We start from the raw sequence: 19,355 nt of genomic DNA on the forward strand, positions 1-19,355 counted from the left end.
TAGATATTCTTTCACTATTGGAATTAGGGTCGTTTTATTCGGAATATTAAGATATATCATGAATCATTGATAAAAATACGATTTAAAAAGTAAACGGAGTGCTTCTGTTTTATAAAAACCCCTTAATTAGATACTTTGTGGGAAAATAATCCAGAGCGTAAACATGATTTTTGATATCAACAGGGCAAAATAAGAAAAATGCCTCCACTTTACGACAAAAGCACATCCGGAATGAGGGAATATTGTTCCGGACTGTGCTTTTCCATTATTTTTTCTGCTGAACCATCTGTTGATCCGGTGTTAACGGTAAAATCAAGTATTGATTTTCTTCCAAGTAGGAAATAATTTTCGGTAAAGCATCCAAAGTAGCCTGGCTGCGGTCATGCATTAAAATCGTAACACGATTGTTTCCATGAATGGAATTCACTGTGTTCTGGTAAAGTTGATCCCCTGTATATCCTGATCTGCCATCTCCACAGGAAGCATTCCAATCCACATAGGTATACCCTTTTTGATTGAGGAGTTCTTTGATTGCTGGGAACTGCCCTTTGGCTGTGGCAGAACCTCCTGGAAAACGGATTATTTTTGCACGTTGTCCACAAGCTTGTTCAATTGCATTGTTTGCCTGTTCTATATCATTAATAAAAGCGGTTGGATTAGAATACACCTTGTTAAAATCATGAGAATAGCTGTGGTTTGCAATAGTATGCCCTTGTTGCTGAATTTGCTGCACAATTTCCGGATGCTGTTCTACCTGGTTGCCTACCACAAAAAAGGTTGCTAGGATATGATGTTCCTTTAAAACTTCCAAAAACTGTGGAGTATATGTACCGCTGGGACCATCGTCAAAAGTAAGGTATGCTACTTTCACATTTGGGTTTTCCTGTGCTTTCTGGTCTATCTGTGGTATCAGCTGGTAAAACTGTTGTTGTATCTCTTGCATTTTTTGTTGATATTCTTGAGAACTGTTCACAGCGTTTTCTAACTCTTCTAGGTTTTGCTGCGCCATTTGGTAATCCGTTTTAATTTGTTCCAGTTGTGGATTTAATTTTCCCAGCTGTCCAGATGTTTTTTGGATTTTCCCATGCGCCCAAGCTCCTAAAACTGTGCTACAAAGAATACCAATGATCAAAATGGCGCATATCATCCAAAACCGGCTGGATTTCCCTATAATTTTTGCTGTGTCTGGTCGAATTTTTCTTTCCATGTTTTATATGCCTCCTGGTTGGATTTTCCCTTTTGGATTTCTTCCTGGTGTTCCTGCTGATACTGTCCTGTTTGCTGTTCCAGCTGTTCCAAATTTTTTTGGTCATTCTCTAACTCTTTTGAAGTTTGGTTGAATTGATGGGACAACATTGCCGCTTGAATATTCTGTTGGATACAAATACCACCCGAAACCAAAAAGGCTACTGCCAATACTCCAATGAGGTATCCTTTCCATTTTGGACGTAATTTCATATAAATCCTTCCCTTATTTTAAAATACTCTTTTATCTTATAACAGGAACGGGATAAAGTAAAGAATAAAGGGAAATTTGTCATAAAAACGCAAATATTTTGTTACAGTTCCGTATTAAAATACAGTTGATAGAATAAGGAGGTGTCCACCCTGAAGTTAAAAAGATTTACCCCCTTTTTTAGCTTTTTTCTTATGATTGTTGGCGGATTGTTTTGTTGGATGTATCTGGCAGAACCAGAAGCCCATATTACCCCTGATTATGAGCAGGTCGACCTCCAACCAATTCTACAAAAAGAACATTTTTCACAAGAGGACTATCAGCTACTGTGGGAACAAACTGGTTTATCCAAAACAGCGATTGATCAAATTTTAGATACCAGATTTCACCCTTCCAAAACAATTCTAGACTATCAGCAAAAATTTTTTGATACTCCTATCTATCAATGTTATTCCAATACAGTTATTTCCCATGAAGAAATCATTGTAAACCAGGATGGCAAATACACGATTGGAACCTCCATCGCAAATGTACAGGAAGGGGACGTATTCATCACAAAATCCTCCCATACCTTTGGATGGAGGAATGGACACGCTGCCATTGTGGTAGATGAGGAGAATAAAAATACATTGGAATCCATTACATTAGGAACTAATTCCCGGTTAAGCACAGTGAGCAGATGGGAATCTTACCCTAACTTTATCCAGCTACGTCTAAAGGATACAGATAAGGAAACACGGGCAATGATTGCACAAAACGCTTTAGTTTATTTAAATGACCTTCCCTATTCTCTAGGAATGGGGTTATGGCATTGGAAAAATCAGCCTCAGGACTCGATCAGCTGTACCAACTGCTCCCATCTGGTGTGGCAAGCTTATCAATGGTATGGTTACGATTTAGACAGTGACGGCGGTTTTTTGGTTACTCCAAAAGACCTTGCTAACAGCGATTTATTTGAAGTCATCCAGGTATATGGGGTTGACCCTAACAATATCTGGTCATAATAAAGTAAAACAATAAAGAAGGTGTTTTTATCATGGAATTTCAACAATTACTCAAAAATTATGCAAAACTGGTGGTAAAAGCAGGTGTTAACCTCCAAAAAGGGCAGGAGCTTGTCATTTCTTCCCCTGTGGAATGCGCTCCATTTGTCCACCTAGTCGCAGAACAGGCTTATTTGGCTGGTGCGGAAGAAGTCATTGTACAGTGGAACGATGAAAAATTAGCCCGTCTAAAATATGATCATTGTCCGATTGAAAAGTTTCAACAAGTCCCAACTTGGATGTCTGAATTTCAAAACGGATATTCCCGTAAACACGCAGCACATCTTTCTATCTCCGCAAGTTCCCCTGATGCACTTGCAGGGGTTGACCCAAAAAAACCTGCAGCATGGGTCAAAGCAATGCACCAGGCCTGCAAGGAATTTTACGATAACCTGGATATGGGCATTAACCGTTGGTGCATTGTTTCGGTTCCAACGGCTGGATGGGCTGTTAAGGTATTTCCAGACATACCAGAGGAACAAGCTATCCAAAAATTATGGGACGCAATTTTTACCGCAGTACGAGCCAATACCCCTGACCCTGTTGCTTCGTGGCAAACACATAAAGAGAGCTTTGAACAAAAAATAGCATTTTTAAACCAAAAACAATTTAAAGCACTGCACTATTCCAACTCTTTAGGGACGGATATCACCATTGGTTTGCCTGATAACCATGTTTGGGCTGGCGGAGGGGATAAAACCCAGGATGGTATTTATTTCTTTCCCAATATGCCAACCGAAGAAATCTTTTGCACCCCTCACAAAGACCAGGTAGATGGAATTGTTTACAGCTCAATGCCACTGAATTATCAAGGGACAGTTATCAACAATTTTTCCATCCAGTTTGAACAAGGTAGGATTACAAACGTAACAGCGGAGGAAGGGTTGGAATCCCTCCAAGAATTGATCGCCATTGATGAGGGCTCTCATCATTTAGGGGAAGTGGCGCTTGTCCCCTATAACTCCCCAATCTCTAATATGGGGTTAATTTTTTACAATACCCTTTATGATGAAAACGCAGCCTGCCATTTTGCCATTGGAAAAGGATTCCCAGAGTGTTTCCAGGATGGTTTGTCAAAAACTATGGAAGAACTAAAACAACAAGGTATGAACGATTCCGCAACCCATGTAGATTTTATGTTAGGTACGAAAGACCTAGATATTACAGGAATTTGTCAAGATGGTTCTGAAATTATGATTTTTAAAGATGGCAACTGGGCTTTTTAAAATAATATCCAATGGTATCTAACACAGATTATCACGATATTTTAATAAAGCATCTCTACCCATTTATTCGGACTTTGATGTTTGTATGGTATCATAGAATCGTATTTTATAATATCTCTACTCAGTACTCAACGAATGAGCTGATAAATTCATATCATTTTCCTGAAAACAGAAATTTTAATTTCTATATTAAAAAACAGGCAACTAATTTCGTTGCCTGTTTTTATATTATTTCTAATAGAATTACCCATTATTTTTCTTCCTGAATTTCCACTTTATCAAAAAATAAATTGACGATCAGGATGAAAACTCCAACCACAATCAATAGAATTGGAATGAACAAAAATAATGTAAAGGAAAAAAAGAAAAACTCGATTATTTTAACCGGAGAAAAGCTACCTGCCATGATAGAAAGTGCTCCATATCCTACTATCAAAAGAATCATACCCGCCCAAATACGGATAAATCTCCCGGAAACTCCTATCATCACAAGGAACATAAAGAGAGGAATAGCAACAAACAAAAATCCTATAAATATCATGGCATTATCACTATTGGTTCCAACAATAATTGCATTTTCTGGGGCATTCGGGTCATATTTTATTTGTTTGGTACTGCCTATCTCTGGAATTACACCAGAACCATAGTCAGTGGCAACGGTATAGTCCTGCCCATTAACTGTATACTGATAAATTAACTGATATGTATCATTGGTGTGCTTGTGTCTAACCGCATCATAACCACCTTTCGAATACAGAGTATAATCCACAAAATATCCTTCAATTGAATGATAATGATTTGATGTTTGATTCAGCTGTATAGTATTTTTAATACCAAAAAATAACAGTAACATTCCACATAATATCACGATAAAAAGAAAAATAGATGCTGGAATTTTCACTTTTTTATCCAATATGATTTCCCCAAATCCACATTTTTGATTCTCATATTTGTTAGAAAGTCTTATACAAAAGCTTTTCTATCTACCTTGGTCTTACAAAAAATGAAATCCAGGCAATGCAGAGAATCGAAACCACTTATAACGTAAATACAATTTTTGAGAGATTAACGTCTACATCATCCACCTTACAACCCATAAATAAGCAGCTTATCATTCTTTCTGATATCGATTCATTCCATACATGGGGTAAAAATTTTTTATAAGCCAACTGTTAAAGACAATGGTTTCCTCTCTAGCATGACCACCAGCTAAGCTGGTGGCTTGAGTAAGCTCTAGAAGAGCATAGTACCGTCAAGCATCGAAAGACGTACTGAAATATCTGTCTTTTTCATCACTTGCCCTGCCGCCCGTAAACAAGCAATTTTCTTCCAACGATAGTTTTTTCGTTACGATAAGATTGCTGTTAGCAGCTCGCTTCGCTCGATGTTTAAAGCGAAAGCTTTTCGGCGAGAGCCTCCACCGGCATAGCCGATGGTTTCTATAACAATGAAAAAAATACCTTCTAAAAAACAAGAAGGTATTTTTTCATTATTCATCAAATAAAGGGGTACTGAAATAACGTTCGGCAGTATCAGGGAGGACAGTAACTACTGTTTTCCCTTTGCCCAATTTCTTAGCAAGTTTTTTTGCTGCTGCTACATTGGTTCCACTGGAAATTCCACACATTAAGCCTTCCAAACGTGCCAAATCCTTCGCTGTCTGGATTGCTTCCTCATCTGAAATAATGCAGATATCGCTGTAAATCTCACGGTTTAATATTTCTGGAATCAATCCATCTCCAATCCCCATCTGCAAATGGGTTCCAACATTGCCTCCGGCTAAAATGGCTGCGTTTTCTGGTTCCACTGCCCAGATTGTAATATCAGGATTTTGTGCTTTTAACACTTCCCCAATTCCTGTAATCGTACCACCTGTTCCAACGCCAGAACAAAATCCATGGATTGGCTCCCCAACCTGTTCCAAAATTTCCAAAGCAGTGTGGTAACGATGAACCGCCGGGTTTGCTAAATTAGAGAACTGTTGTGGTACAAATACATTTGGATTTTCCTGTTCCATTCGCATAGCGGTATTTAAACATTCCTCAATACATTTTCCAATATTTCCATCATCATGGATTAAAATCACTTCCGCACCATAATGCTGAACCAGTTTCCGCCTTTCTTCGCTTACAGAATCCGGCATGATAATAATCGTACGGTAGCCACGTACCGCACCAATTAACGCAAGCCCAATCCCTTGGTTACCGCTAGTTGGTTCCACAATGATGGTATCCTTATGTAATTTTCCTTCTTTTTCCGCTTGTGCTAACATATTAAAAGCAGTTCTTGTTTTAATAGAACCACCTACATTTAATCCTTCATATTTTACCAAAATCTGAGCGCTATCTGGTTCCACCATCCGATTTAAACGGATTACAGGTGTATTTCCCATCGCTTCTAACACATTGTTATAGATCATCCAAAAACCCCTTTGACGTAAAATTTTTCATGGAGAATATCCTACCCAATAATAAGCCAATAATATTTATTATATAACAAAATTTTTTAAATGCAAACTATTTTTCCAATAAAAGGTCTACTTATTTATTATATGAAAAAACAAATACAAAGAGTGAAATCACAGCCATAAATGAATACTTTTCCTATTTGATTATGACTAGCATTGATTTTTTATCCAAAATACTTTCCATCTAAGTAGAATAACCTTGATATTAGTTATTATATTTATAAGATAATTTCTGTTTTGTTAACTGTTACATTTTCAATTTGAATCTAGACAATATTCTCCAGGTATAAATTTAATCAATAGAAAAATCAGGTAGTCAGATTGTATATGGATACTATTTTTATTGCTATATAATATACTGTAGTAAAAAAGCCCGATTCAGTTAGAATCGGGCTTATAAATGTTTATCTTTCCTTAATATTATTTTTTCTTACGGGAAAGTAATACTGCTGTGCCTGCTACTGCCAACATTACTACACCTGCGATTGGAGCAAAATCCCCTGTTTTCGCTGCGTTTGCTTTTGTTGTTGTATTTTCCTGTCCAGTCTGAGTAGCATTGTTATCAGACGGTGTTTCTGTTTCCATCCCTTCTACTGCTACTAAACTATCCATTGCAGACTGCACAGATTGTACTGCTGCGTCTACTTCTTCCTGGGTTGCGTTTTCATTTTCCAGTACTGCTTTTGCGTCATTTATTGCTGCTTCCAGTACTGCGTAGCTTTCCGCTGTGTATGCGTTCGCATCCACTTTCTCTGCCTCTGCTACTACTTCTTCCAAAATAGATTTATCTGCTTTGTATCTCAGGTTCAACATTGCGTTTAACAGATTATCCGCTACTTCATTGATTTCCGCCTGCATAGCGTCTCCATTATTGTAAGTATTCTGCGCCGCTTCTAATGCTGCGGTAAATTCCGCTTTTCCCGCTTCTACATAACGGTCAAGTTCCGCATTGATTTCATTGGCTGCTTCAATCAAAGAAGCTAACGCTGTTTTATCTCCAGCTACAAACCCCAGTTTATGAATTTCGTTCATTAAGGTTTTCCATGCTGCATTTACTTCTTCCTGGGTTGCTGCTGCGTTATTTGCTACTGCCTTGGCATTTTCCAATGCTGCATCAAATGTTTTTTGTACACTTTCAATGGCATTGTCATATTCCCCGCTTGCTTTGGCTTGTTCCGCATAAGCAATCACAGAATTCAAAATAGAAGTATCTGCACTTAATTCTACTGGAATTTCTTGATATGGAGTAACCGTTACTACACCATCATTTCCTAACAGACCATTTTCTTTTAATGGCATGCTGGATATAATAAAGCTTGATTTTGCCTGATTATAAATCGTTGTAGCTACTTCTATAATAACCGTATTTTCCCCTGCGTGTACATATGGGCCAATATCTACAATTGTATTAATTTGATTTACCATTGGAAGTTTTGTTCCATTTACAGTTACGGTAAAAGTATCTTCTACTTCTCCAAGGTCAATATATGCGCCATATCCCTGATCATAACCTTTATCCAAATGGAATGTTGTGGTATAAGTTCCAATCCCAGCCACATTTTTCCACTCTGGATTGATGTCTTTCCATCCTTTTAACTCGGTAATGGTAACTGGATCTAATTCTTTCCACTGGGAATCATAGAAATAAATGCTGCCATTTTCATTTTTCTCTAATGACTTGATTTGTAAGTTCCATTCCTCTACTGTAAATGGATCCTGGATATTTTTTGTTACCACTTTATCTATTTGATTGTTATTTGCGGTAACAGTGTAGGTTCCTTCCTGGGTGGATTTTAATACCATACCATTATCTTGATAATTTACTGCAGCATCCCCAGTAACATCAGTTGCATAAACCGATTGTGGAGTTAAACCGTTTTCAATTGCCTCCTGGTCAGTTAACAGAGCAATCAATTTTGCTTCATCTTTGTCAAAATCAAGGTGCAATGTCACAGATTCATCGTTTTGCTGATATTCCGCAATTGGGGTGATTTCCCCTGTCCATGCGTCTAATAGGTATGGTTTCCCTTCTCCTTTTAAAGTTACATCCAGAGATTTTGCGGTTAATAAATCTTTATTGATTCCCGGATAAGCGGTTCCTGCTTTTGCTAAGGTAGCATTGGCATCTTCTGCACAGATTCTATTGTAATTATAAAGATAATAGAAATCTCCATTGTCATCTACCTGATGTTTTGCCAACAAGTCAGTTGGTGTGCTGTATTGAGCATCTGGCTGAACATTTAATTCTGTCAATGCTGTTGGAAGCTGGTCGTAATCCGATACTTGTTTCACATTTGGATTTTGCAGCAACGTATTCATGGCGTTGACAATATCCTGGTCGGTATAGCCTTCATTTACTTCGCTGCGGTACATCAGTTTGCTTGGAGCATCCCCTACAACCACAATCTTCATACCATCATTAGCAAGGTCAATCATCCGCTGTGCCACATCCGGTGACATCCTATCTTCATTGTGGATGACAATCGCTTTATAGGCTGGACCGTTTTCATTTAACACCCCATTGGTGACAGTGGCGGTTTCCAGATTCAAAATATCTGGGTTTACAAATTCATAGGAGTAGCCATTGCGGTTTAAAATGCTGTCATCTGGGAACCAATCTTCCCCATCGCCACCGCTCTTCATGTAATTATCCTCATAGGTATGGCGGTAAACAGCGATATCTATTTTGGATTCTTTCTGCATGATATAGTTATAACGGGTGAAATATTCAATATAATCTGCTGCGTTTTCATATGAAGTATTTTTATTCCATTCATTCGAAATATATCCCATAAAAGGTGCATATCCAGGCCAAAAATCTCCCATTATACCATGGATACCTTCTTGTAATTCTCCACTATAAGCTGCGCCATGCAATACCTGACGGTTCATTCCTGCTGCCCAGCTCCGTTTCAGATGCCAAGCGATATCTTCATAGCTCTGCCCATAAGCATTTCCAAATTCGGCTGCAGCTTCATAGGAATAAATCTGCTTGTCCGTCATATGTACAGCAGAAGCCATCATTCTCAAATTATCTAAAGATGCTCTGTTTAAGGATTCTCCTTCCGGAATTGCTACAGATAAAGCAGAAGTTTCTACTTCCATTGGTTTGTTATAAGCTACCTGATAACGGATATTCATACCATATTCTTCTGCCATTGTTTCCAGTGGTTTCAGATGATATTCATTATAGCAATAGGTTACAACTTCGTTATAATCATTGTTAATTTGTTCGGTTAAATCAGCATCTGTAAAATCATAATTTGGACCTTCTTGGGTCTGATAATAATTTCCGCCACCAATAACAGGTAAATATGGAGTGATGTCATATCCTTTTTGCTGTTTGAAAATTTCCTGGAATCCTCTTGTCCACTCTTTATCTACCTGATTTTCCAAAGAATCATTAAATAAAGAATTAACATAGTGTAAGTAATCTTTTTCATCCATTACACTGTCCCAGTAGGCTTTACAGGCATTCGCTCCATCAATGCCATAGTGGTCCACAACATAGTAGCCGCTAGCTTCCTTTTGAGCTGTTGGCTGTTCCCAAAAACTAAAAATAACCCAGTTTTGGTCCCCTTCCGGTGCAGTCCAATTCAACGTACTCTGTGCGTTATCATCTGGATTTACTGTTACATAGTCCATCAGGTCAATATAGCTGTTAAAGTCAATGGTTTTTTCTGCAGTTAACTGGTAGGCTCCTACTGCAAACAGTTTTGTTGTCCCTTCGCTTCTTATCGTGTTTCGTTCTGGAACAATGGCTTGGTAGGTATCTCCTGCAACAAGATCCGCAGTACCATAGGTCATTTCATAGGAAGTGCCTGGATCATCCGCATTTTTTAATGTTGGAGAAGAAATCGGCCATCCAGGACCATTGGTAACATCAACTGTTAGATTATATTTTTGTGCTTCATCTACAATAATCTCCATTGCACGGTCCCAATTTTCTGTCCCCCATTGATCGTTATCCTGAACCCCTTTAATCATCTGGATATATGAAACAACTTCTAAACCACCATACCCTAAATCTGCGATTTGTTTTACATCACGACGTAAAGCGGATTCTTCTACCGCAGCACCAGGAACCCAGTAACGGATCATTGTTTTGCTTTGCTGCGGCGGATTTTGAAATTCACTCACCAAAGTTGTGTTGGTATTCTCTTGTGCAGATACTCCTAGAACACTCAACGCACTAATGGATGTAGCTGCCATGGCAACCGCTAATGCGGAAGCAGTACATTTTTTCCATAAATTTGTTTTTTTGCTTCTCATAATTTCCTCCTTAGTAAAATTTATAACCATAAATTATGCTTATGTTTTATATTATATAGTTGTTTTGACGGTTACTCAATCAGCTATTCGTACATTACTATGATAAAAAAACAACATGTTTCAAAAAATAATCTATTGTAAAATTTGTAAAACTGTGCTACTCTAATTCATAAAGGGGGAAGAAAAATTGAAAACAATTGATGATTATAAAAGTATTTTTGATCATTTTATGTATGAATATATGGACCACAAACTACCCTTTCATGATTCTACCGCAGTATTGCAATGGGACCAAAATCAAAAACTGTTTATTTCGGGACAACAATCATTTGTAATATTATTTCATCCTAATATAAGCCTGTTTCCAAATGCAAAAAATATAACCATACATAACCATAATTTCTATGAGATGGCATATGTTTACAAAGGAAGATGCACCAACTATTTTGAAAATAACCAGTTTGAGATGAAAGAGGGAGAAATCCTGCTATTAAATCCAACGGTTTACCATGATATCTGCACCACTTCCCCTAACGATTGTATCGTAAATATCCTATTTAATCCCGAACTATTTGAAACAGCTATGCTCCCAATGCTCTCCAATAACCATTTAATGCTAAATTTTTTCGCAAAATATACTTATCAGATTGGAAAATCCAGTGATTATCTACATTTCCATCCAAGCGATGACCCTACTATCTACCAAACTTTAGATTCCCTAGTAATGGAGTATTTTGAAAAATCTGTTTTTTATGAAAATATCTGCCAGTCCCTGTTAATGATCCTTCTCTCCCGTTTAACAGTATCCTATTGTAAACAGATTGGATTAAACCCAGATAACCAAGAACAAGATTCTGTTATTATATCCCTGTTAGGATATATGCAGGAGCATTGTATTGATACCAGTTTAGAGCAAGTTGCTGACCATTTTCATTATTCCACAACTCATATTAGCCGATTATTAAAAAAACATACTGGTAAAGGGTTTATTGAGATTATGCAAAATTTTAAGCTGGAAAAAATTAAAAGCTACCTTTCCGATACCGATTTTACTGTGGAAAACATTTCTCAAATTATGGGTTATAACGATGTAAACTATTTATATAAAATTTTTAAAAATAAATATGGTATAACCCCCAACGAATACCGGAAACAATACCATCAATAATATCATAAAAAACCACCCAGAAAAATCTGAGTGGTTTTCTTGTTATCTGCTAAATTCAGCTAATTCTAAACCTTCGTTGTGTTCTAGTGCCCATTGAATACTCCAACTGTTGGAAAATAGCAACAATTTATTTCCTTTTAAATCCTGTACAACCTTTGTACCAGACATCAAATCCAAACTGTTTACATCAACATCTTTGTTTTCAATCCAACGGATATACTGATATGGCAACCCGGACATCCGGATATCCACATGGTATTCGTTCTTCAAACGGTATTCCAACACTTCAAATTGCAGGACGCCTACTGCACCTACAATCACTTCTTCCATACCAGAATCCAGCTCCTGGAAAATCTGGATTGCCCCTTCTTGGGCAATCTGAGTCATCCCTTTTACAAATTGTTTTCTTTTTAAGGTATCCACCTGGGTAACCAGATTAAAATGCTCCGGCGCAAAGGTTGGAATCCCTTCAAACACCATCTTCCGGTTTGGGGAACACAAAGTATCCCCAATAGAAAAAATACCTGGGTCGAAAATCCCCAAAATATCCCCAGCATAAGCTTCTTCCACAATTTCACGTTCCTGCGCCATCATCTGCTGAGGCTGGGCAAGTTTTAATTTTTTACCACCCTGTACATGGAGTACTTCCATCCCTTTTTCAAATTTACCGGAACAAATCCGCATAAACGCAATCCTATCACGGTGAGCTTTGTTCATATTTGCCTGAATTTTAAAGACAAATCCTGAAAAATCCTCATCAAACGGGCTTATCTGCCCAATGTCCGAATTACGGGATAATGGTGGTGTTGTCATCTGTAAGAAATTTTCCAGGAATGGTTCCACGCCAAAATTGGTCAATGCGGAACCAAAAAAGACAGGAGAAAGCTGACCAGTATTTACCTTTTCCATGTCAAATTCATATCCGGCACCATCTAGCAACTCTACATCATCCACCAAGGTATGATAATGTTCCGAACCAATCAATTTTTCCAGATTGGTATCATTCAAATCTGCTGCAATAGAGTCTACTTCCCGTTGCCCATTGTTGGCTGTAAACGCTAAAATTTCCCGTTTTTTTCGGTCAAATACCCCTTTGAACTCCTTACCGGAACCAATCGGCCAGTTTACTGGATAAGTCTGAATTCCCAGTTCTTCCTCAATTTCCTCCATCAAATCAAATGGATTCCTGGCTTCCCGGTCCATTTTGTTAATAAAAGTAAAAATCGGGATGTGCCGCATGACACAAACCTTAAATAACTTTCTGGTTTGGTTTTCAACACCCTTGGAGGCATCAATCACCATAACAGCAGAATCCGCTGCCATTAAGGTGCGGAAAGTATCTTCGGAGAAGTCCTGATGCCCTGGGGTATCCAAAATATTAATGCAATAGCCTTCATATTCAAACTGCATTACAGAGGAAGTGACCGAAATCCCCCTTTGTTTTTCAATTTCCATCCAATCGGAAACCGCATGTTTCGCAGTTTTTTTCCCTTTTACAGAACCAGCTAAGGCAATTGCTCCACCGTACAACAAGAACTTTTCCGTTAAAGTCGTTTTACCAGCGTCAGGGTGGGAAATAATCGCAAAAGTTCTACGTCGTTTAATCTCATTTTCGTAACTTGACAAGTTCGTTCCTCCTGATGATTCCATTTCATTTTAAAATCTGTTTTTCTCAAAAAAATGGTTCGGCCAAATGGTAATTTTGTCTTCCATTGACCCAACCCGATCATCCTAATTTTGTTTATTTCTATTTCATTTTTTCCATTTTACAACAGATTCACTATCCTGTCAATCAGCTAAAAAAGAAATAAAATGTCATGATTTCTATTTTATAATAACCAGCATCCCAGCAGCCCTATACTACATCCAAGTCCCCAGCCAGAAACAACATCAGAAATATAATGGATTCCTGTTAAAATACGGGTTGCCCCAGCTAAAAACGCCAATACCGCAATAAAAACTCCCAAGGGAAAATGAATATACCAGCATGCCACACAAATCACCGCTGCACTGGCTGCATGTTTACTTGGAAAAGAACATCCGGTATCATGTCCGATTACTGGTTCAAACTGGTATTTCTCAAATGGACGTTTTCTCTGGATAAATACCCGAAGTCCTTTTACCACCAACAAACAAAGCATTGGGCTTATTAGATAACACCAAATCCTAATATCCCTTTGAAATGCCAGCAAAATACCTAGCCCTAAATAAATCACCGCAATGCCAATGGGGGAAAATTTACAAAGCAGAATAAGGAGGAACCGATAAGATGGCGATTTCTCAGCCAATCGGATACAAGACGAATAAAACCGTTCCATTCTATTTTTCTCTCCTATCTCTGTAGGTTAAGGTTCTTCGATAGTATCTTCATCCGGCAATACAGAGACTTCCTGTTTCACAGTGGATAGCACAAAATGAGTTTTCGTGGAACAAACCCCTTCGATACTTTTAATCCTGCGGTGTAACTGCTCCAACCCTTCCGAAGAATCGGTCAACACCCTTAACATAAAGTCAAAATCTCCTGTAATATAATAGCAAGAGGTCACATTTTTATTTTCCGCAATACACTTTGTAAAATTATCATAGTATTTGGGGTGCTCCAAACTTACTTCCATAAAAGCACACATATCATTCCCTAATTTTTTTTGGTTGAATGAGGCAGTATAGCCTTCGATGATTCCAGATTGCTCCAGTTTTTTAATCCGTTCTGTAACAGCAGAAACAGACAGGTTAATGGTTTGGCTAATATTAGAAGCTTTTTGTCTTGCATTTTCTTGTAAACATTTTAAAATTTCCAAATCAATATGGTCCATCGTCATCACCTTTTCTATTTTGTGATTATCTAATCATTCTTATTTATTATATCATAATTTATAATATTGCAATAGGAATTTTTTTAATTTGCTATTGTTTTGTTAGATGATTGCAAATAAGGCTGTTTTGGTCTGTGCTCTGGTAAATTGCTATCCCTATTCCATTGTGCCAGCCACTCCCGTGGACTCACTCCTACTTCTTTTTTAAATACTCTGGAGAAATAATAATAATCTTCATATCCACATTTCCAGGCAATCTCTTTAATACTTAATTTAGATACTTTTTTGGAAATGAGCAGCTGTTGCGCATAACTGATTCTCTTAAAGGTTAAATACTGTAGAGGGGTTCTTCCAGTATGATGTAAAAATAATTTTCGGAAGTAATCCGTATTAAGTGGAATTTCATCAATCAGTTGGTCAATGCTAAATTTTGGATTTGCCACATTATCCCCTATTTCCTGCAAAGCATGGGCAACATATTTATTTTGTGCTGGGCTTTGGGCAAATGAAACAATATAGTGGAACAAAACTTCATACAGACTGTTGACGATGTTCCTCCAGTTATTCCGTTTCATCTGGTATTCCCGATAAATCTGTTCTAAAATATGCAAAAAATCCAAGTTATCGCTATCTCGAAATTTAAAATAAGAAATTGGTTTAAACTCAAAATCAGAAAAAGTATAATAGTAGCTTTTAAACCCTACATTGGAATAATCCCGATGAGGAATTCCAGGGGGAATAACAAAAATATCATGGGGTTCAAAAGCAACTTTGCGGTTGTTAATTTCTGCAATTCCAGTGCCTTCGGTATAGTAAATGATTTCCCACATATCGTGGGTATGCAGTTCTACATGATAAGTAGGATTTTCATGGCGGTTAATATAGTTTAATTTTAGCATTTCATCCTCCATCTATTTAAAAATAGACATCTAAATAATCCATCTTTTCTATTTTTTTAAAATATATAGTCTATATTATCCATCTTTTACTCCATTTTATCATAAAATATCTATATTGTCCATCTTTATATCGTTCAAATGACTATTTTTTAAAATTGTTTTCCGTTATACTGTAGGTATCATCATTCTTTATTTGAAACAGAGTCCGGAACATCGCTGTTTCTACAATATTCTCCCATCTTTTTACCCCATATGAAAAGATGGATGTTACCTTTTCGAGGAGGGATTATATGAACAAATACAAACTGGGCTTGTACGAAAAATCAATGCCAAACGATCTGGAATGGAAGGATAAACTGCTTGCCGGAAAACAGGCTGGCTTTGACCAGCTGGAAATCAGTATTGATGAATCCGACTTTCGTCTATCCCGCTTAAATTGGAGTAAACAGGAACGTAGAGAACTGTTAAACACCGAACGTGAGGTCGATTTTTACATCAACACCATGTGTTTGAGTGGACACCGAAAATATCCACTAGGCAGTGGAATTCCTGAGATTGAAAAACGTGGAATGGAAATTATGGAATCCGCCATTGAACTGGCTTATGATTTAGGAATCCATATTATCCAACTAGCTGGATACGATGTTTATTATGACGAAACCTCCACCCCTGCCACCAAAGAACGCTTTATGCAAAACATGTTTAAAAGCGCTGAAATGGCGGCATCCCGTGGGGTAATCCTGGCACTAGAAACCATGGAAAATGACTTTATGAATACCATCGAAAAAGCGATGTACTATGTTTCTACCGTAAATTCCCCTTACCTCCAGGTTTATCCTGACATGGGCAACATTACAAACGCAACTGAGCATGTTGCGAAGGATATCCGCAGCGGGAAAGGCCATATTGCAGCTGCCCACTTAAAAGAGACGGTTCCAGGTGTATTCCGTGATATGCACTTTGGAGAAGGAAACGTAGACTTTAAACTGGTGACCGATTTACTAAAATCCCAGGGTGTTACCATGTATACAGCAGAATTTTGGTATGACGGAAAGGATAACTGGAAGGAAATTCTCCAGCAAACCCATGATTTTCTCCGTCCATACTTAAAATAAAAAGGAGGGAAACTTATGGCAAAATATTTAATGGGTATTGACAATGGCGGTACCATGACCAAAGCTGCTATCTTTGATACAGCTGGCAATGAAATTGCCACCGGCTCCCAGGATACCCCATTATTGGTTCCACAAGACGGTTTTTGCGAACGTGATATGAACGACCTGTGGAACGCCACTGTAAACGCAATTAAAACAGCAATTGCAAAAGCGAATATCGACACAAAAGATATTATCGCAATTGGGTGTACGGGCCATGGAAAAGGTTTATACCTTTGGGGGAAAGACGGAAAGCCTGCGTACAACGCAATTACATCCACCGACCGCCGCGCCCTTTCCTATGTAGACAAATGGAACGCGGACGGCACCGCTCTAAAAGCAAGGGAATATACCCTGCAAAACCTGAGGGAAACCCAAGGAGTTCCTTTGTTGGCTTGGTTGAAGGACAATCATCCAGAAGTCGTAGAAAATACCCAGTATATCTTTGAAGCAAAAGACTTTATCCGGTTTATGCTTACCGGCGTGGCAAATACCGAATACACCGATTCTTCCAGCACCAGCTTGATGAATTTAAAAACCATGACGTTCGACAAAGAGGTTTTAAAAATATTTGGGTTGGAAGATTGTTATGAAAAACTGCCGCCTTTGAAATATTCCTATGAATTATGTGGTACTGTGACTGAAGAAATCAGCAAACAGACCGGTTTAGCGGCTGGTACTCCAGTATGTGGAGGCATGTTCGATATTGACGCTTGTGCCATTGCGATGGATGTTAGTGATCCAGAAAAACTCTGCGCCATTACCGGGACATGGAGCATCAATGAATATATTTCTGAAACACCGATCCCACCGGAAGGTACCACTCAAAACTCCATCTTCTGTATTCCAGGGTATTACCTGATTGAAGAGAGCAGCCCAACTTCCGCCGGAAACCTGGAATGGTATATTAAAAACTTCCTCGGAAAAGAAAAAATGGAGGTTGGCGCCAGCGGTGGACGTTTATACGATTGGATTGACCAACAGGTGGACGCTATCAAACCGGAGGACAGCAATGTGATCTTCCTTCCATTCCTGTATGGGACTAATGATCCAAAATGCCAGTTATCCGCTTTTACTGGTTTAAATAATTTCCATACAACAGGGCATCTGCTCCGCGCGATTTATGAAGGGGTTACTTTCTCCCATATGTACCATATTGAAAAGTTGTTAGCTCTACGAGATACCCCAACTGCAATCCGTATGGCTGGCGGTGCAACAAAATCCGAAGTATGGCTGCAAATGTTCGCAGATGTCATTGGCTTGCCGATTGAAATGATCAAAACCAAGGAATTGGGCACTTTAGGGTGCGCAATGGCTGGAGCGGTTGCTTGTGGTTTACACAAAGATTATAAAGAAGCCGCGAAATCTATGGTTCAGGTGGGCCGTACGGTTCATCCAAATATGGAACGCCACAAAATCTATGCTGAAAAATTCGCCCGGTATAAAAAATTAATCAAACTGCTGAGTGAATTATATTAATGGAGGTAGAACGATGTTAGAAAAATTAAAACAAGAGGTATACGAAGCAAACATGATGTTGCCAGAATACGGCCTAGTTACTTTTACCTGGGGTAATGTATCCGCAATTGACCGTGAAACCAACCTTGTTGTTATCAAACCATCCGGTGTGGAATACAACAAATTAAAAGCTGTAGATATGGTAGTATTGGATTTAGACGGCAATGTTGTGGAAGGTGACTTGAACCCTTCTTCTGACACACCAACCCATTTGGAATTATATCGCCAGTTCAAAAACATCAAAGGGATTGTACACACTCATTCCCCTTGGGCTACCATTTGGGCACAGTCTGGCAAGTCCATCAACGCTTACGGTACCACCCACGCAGACTACTTCTATGGCCCAATTCCATGTACCCGTAAAATGACACCGGAAGAAATCCAAAGCGAATATGAATTAAACACCGGTAAAGTAATTGTGGAAACTTTTGGCGGTTCTAACCCAGACCATATGCCTGGTGTATTGGTAAATAGCCATGGTCCATTCACATGGGGAACAGATGCAAAAAATGCGGTACACAACGCTGTTGTATTAGAAGAAATCGCAAAAATGGCTTATTACACCGAAAGTCTGGGCAAAACAACCCCAATGCAGCCGGAACTGCTGGACAAACACTTCTTGCGCAAACACGGCGCTAATGCTTACTACGGCCAAGGAAAACACAATAAATAATGGAAACAAAGCTGATTATCTTCGATATGGACGGGGTTCTTGCTGATACGGAACCTCTCCATCGAAATTCCAAATACAAAATCCTGGAGCGGTTTGGTGTCCATGAAAAACCCGATCTCTCCTGGACTGTTGGTATTCCAAATAAAGAAATCTGGGAACGGCTCATGAGCCAATACGGTTTCCAGTCCGATGCTGCTACCTGTGAACAAATGCAGTACGATGGTATTTTAGAGGAGATGGCGGAAATCCACCTCCCTCCCAGCCAAGGTTTAATCCCCCTCTTGGACTGGATGGAAGAACAAAAGATTCCCGTTGCCATCGCTTCTTCTTCCAACCGGTATTTTGTAGACCGGGTTACTGAATTTTTAGGTATCAAGCATCGGTTCCGTTGGATTGTATGCGGGGATGAAGTCGCACGTAAAAAGCCTGACCCTGATGCTTATCAAAAAGTACTGCAACTGGCTGGTATCACTCCAAATCAGGCTATTGCAATTGAAGATTCCCATTCTGGAAGCAAAGCGGCGTTCCGTGCTGGAATTCCTTGTATTGGATACCAAAACCCCACCTCTGGGGAACAGGATTTATCCTGCTGTACTACCCTGATCCAACATCTGGAACAGGTAAAAGATTTAATTCCATAATCGGATTGAGATAAAAACACATATT

General features: G+C 38.6%; 16 protein-coding genes. 7 read left to right on the top strand and 9 right to left on the bottom strand.

Annotated features, from left to right (window positions below; all coding sequences use genetic code 11):
• Positions 1 to 265: 265 nt before the first annotated feature.
• Together BQ2683_RS03415 and BQ2683_RS03420 are read right to left on the bottom strand one after the other, a co-directional pair.
• Positions 266 to 1,207 (bottom strand): polysaccharide deacetylase family protein, encoded by a 942-nt coding sequence (locus BQ2683_RS03415; protein ID WP_083256356.1) that lies wholly within the window; start codon positions 1,205 to 1,207, stop codon positions 266 to 268.
• Positions 1,168 to 1,458: a hypothetical protein gene (locus BQ2683_RS03420; protein WP_069987354.1), complete on the bottom strand. Its 291-nt coding sequence runs from the start codon at positions 1,456 to 1,458 to the stop codon at positions 1,168 to 1,170. The genes BQ2683_RS03415 and BQ2683_RS03420 overlap by 40 nt, the downstream gene beginning before the upstream one ends.
• Positions 1,459 to 1,677: 219 nt before the next feature.
• Between BQ2683_RS03420 and BQ2683_RS03425 the strand changes: the two genes are divergently transcribed.
• Both BQ2683_RS03425 and BQ2683_RS03430 read left to right on the top strand, forming a co-directional pair.
• Entirely contained in the window at positions 1,678 to 2,460 is a 783-nt protein-coding gene (locus BQ2683_RS03425; protein WP_069987355.1) for a hypothetical protein, read from the top strand.
• Positions 2,461 to 2,489: 29 nt separating this feature from the next.
• Complete coding sequence (locus BQ2683_RS03430; protein ID WP_205408139.1) at positions 2,490 to 3,725, top strand: aminopeptidase; 1,236 nt, start codon at positions 2,490 to 2,492, stop codon at positions 3,723 to 3,725.
• Between the two features lie 250 nt (positions 3,726 to 3,975).
• Here BQ2683_RS03430 and BQ2683_RS03435 read toward each other — a convergent pair whose 3' ends face one another.
• The 3 genes from BQ2683_RS03435 to BQ2683_RS03445 form a co-directional block, all read right to left on the bottom strand.
• A complete protein-coding gene (locus BQ2683_RS03435; protein WP_069987357.1) occupies positions 3,976 to 4,638 on the bottom strand; it encodes a DUF3592 domain-containing protein in 663 nt (220 codons plus the stop codon).
• A gap of 576 nt (positions 4,639 to 5,214) precedes the next feature.
• Positions 5,215 to 6,144 (bottom strand): cysteine synthase A, encoded by a 930-nt coding sequence (gene cysK / locus BQ2683_RS03440; RefSeq protein ID WP_069987358.1) that lies wholly within the window; start codon positions 6,142 to 6,144, stop codon positions 5,215 to 5,217.
• 468 nt (positions 6,145 to 6,612) lie between these two features.
• Complete coding sequence (locus BQ2683_RS03445) at positions 6,613 to 10,464, bottom strand: glycosyl hydrolase (protein ID WP_069987359.1); 3,852 nt, start codon at positions 10,462 to 10,464, stop codon at positions 6,613 to 6,615.
• Positions 10,465 to 10,651: 187 nt separating this feature from the next.
• On the opposite strand from BQ2683_RS03445, the gene BQ2683_RS03450 reads away from it, so the two are divergent.
• Positions 10,652 to 11,632: an AraC family transcriptional regulator gene (locus BQ2683_RS03450; protein WP_069987360.1), complete on the top strand. Its 981-nt coding sequence runs from the start codon at positions 10,652 to 10,654 to the stop codon at positions 11,630 to 11,632.
• A 42-nt stretch (positions 11,633 to 11,674) separates the two neighbouring features.
• Here the strand turns inward: BQ2683_RS03450 and BQ2683_RS03455 are convergent, their stop codons facing one another.
• From BQ2683_RS03455 to BQ2683_RS03470, 4 genes are all read right to left on the bottom strand, one after another.
• The gene (locus BQ2683_RS03455; protein ID WP_069987361.1) at positions 11,675 to 13,258 is read right to left on the bottom strand and encodes a peptide chain release factor 3; all 1,584 of its coding nucleotides are present in this window, start codon (positions 13,256 to 13,258) and stop codon (positions 11,675 to 11,677) included.
• 203 nt (positions 13,259 to 13,461) lie between these two features.
• Complete coding sequence (locus BQ2683_RS03460) at positions 13,462 to 13,950, bottom strand: phosphatase PAP2 family protein (protein ID WP_069987362.1); 489 nt, start codon at positions 13,948 to 13,950, stop codon at positions 13,462 to 13,464.
• A 27-nt stretch (positions 13,951 to 13,977) separates the two neighbouring features.
• Positions 13,978 to 14,445 carry an Lrp/AsnC family transcriptional regulator gene (locus tag BQ2683_RS03465; protein ID WP_069987363.1) on the bottom strand — a complete coding sequence of 156 codons (468 nt, stop codon included), beginning with the start codon at positions 14,443 to 14,445 and terminating at the stop codon, positions 13,978 to 13,980.
• Between the two features lie 83 nt (positions 14,446 to 14,528).
• The gene (locus tag BQ2683_RS03470) at positions 14,529 to 15,344 is read right to left on the bottom strand and encodes a helix-turn-helix domain-containing protein (protein WP_069987364.1); all 816 of its coding nucleotides are present in this window, start codon (positions 15,342 to 15,344) and stop codon (positions 14,529 to 14,531) included.
• Between the two features lie 290 nt (positions 15,345 to 15,634).
• Between BQ2683_RS03470 and BQ2683_RS03475 the strand changes: the two genes are divergently transcribed.
• From BQ2683_RS03475 to BQ2683_RS03490, 4 genes are read left to right on the top strand one after another with little or no spacing between them, the layout of a single operon-like run.
• Positions 15,635 to 16,459 carry an L-ribulose-5-phosphate 3-epimerase gene (locus tag BQ2683_RS03475; RefSeq protein WP_069987365.1) on the top strand — a complete coding sequence of 275 codons (825 nt, stop codon included), beginning with the start codon at positions 15,635 to 15,637 and terminating at the stop codon, positions 16,457 to 16,459.
• A 15-nt stretch (positions 16,460 to 16,474) separates the two neighbouring features.
• Positions 16,475 to 17,977 (top strand): FGGY-family carbohydrate kinase, encoded by a 1,503-nt coding sequence (locus tag BQ2683_RS03480; protein ID WP_069987366.1) that lies wholly within the window; start codon positions 16,475 to 16,477, stop codon positions 17,975 to 17,977.
• 13 nt (positions 17,978 to 17,990) lie between these two features.
• Positions 17,991 to 18,689, top strand: coding sequence for an L-ribulose-5-phosphate 4-epimerase (gene araD / locus BQ2683_RS03485; RefSeq protein ID WP_069987367.1), 699 nt, complete (start codon positions 17,991 to 17,993; stop codon positions 18,687 to 18,689).
• Positions 18,689 to 19,330: an HAD family hydrolase gene (locus BQ2683_RS03490; RefSeq protein WP_069987368.1), complete on the top strand. Its 642-nt coding sequence runs from the start codon at positions 18,689 to 18,691 to the stop codon at positions 19,328 to 19,330. The genes araD and BQ2683_RS03490 overlap by 1 nt, the downstream gene beginning before the upstream one ends.
• Positions 19,331 to 19,355 lie beyond the last annotated feature (25 nt).

Origin of the sequence: Massilioclostridium coli (assembly GCF_900095865.1) — a bacterium.
GTDB classification, from domain to species: Bacteria; Bacillota; Clostridia; order Oscillospirales; family Ruminococcaceae; genus Massilioclostridium; species Massilioclostridium facile.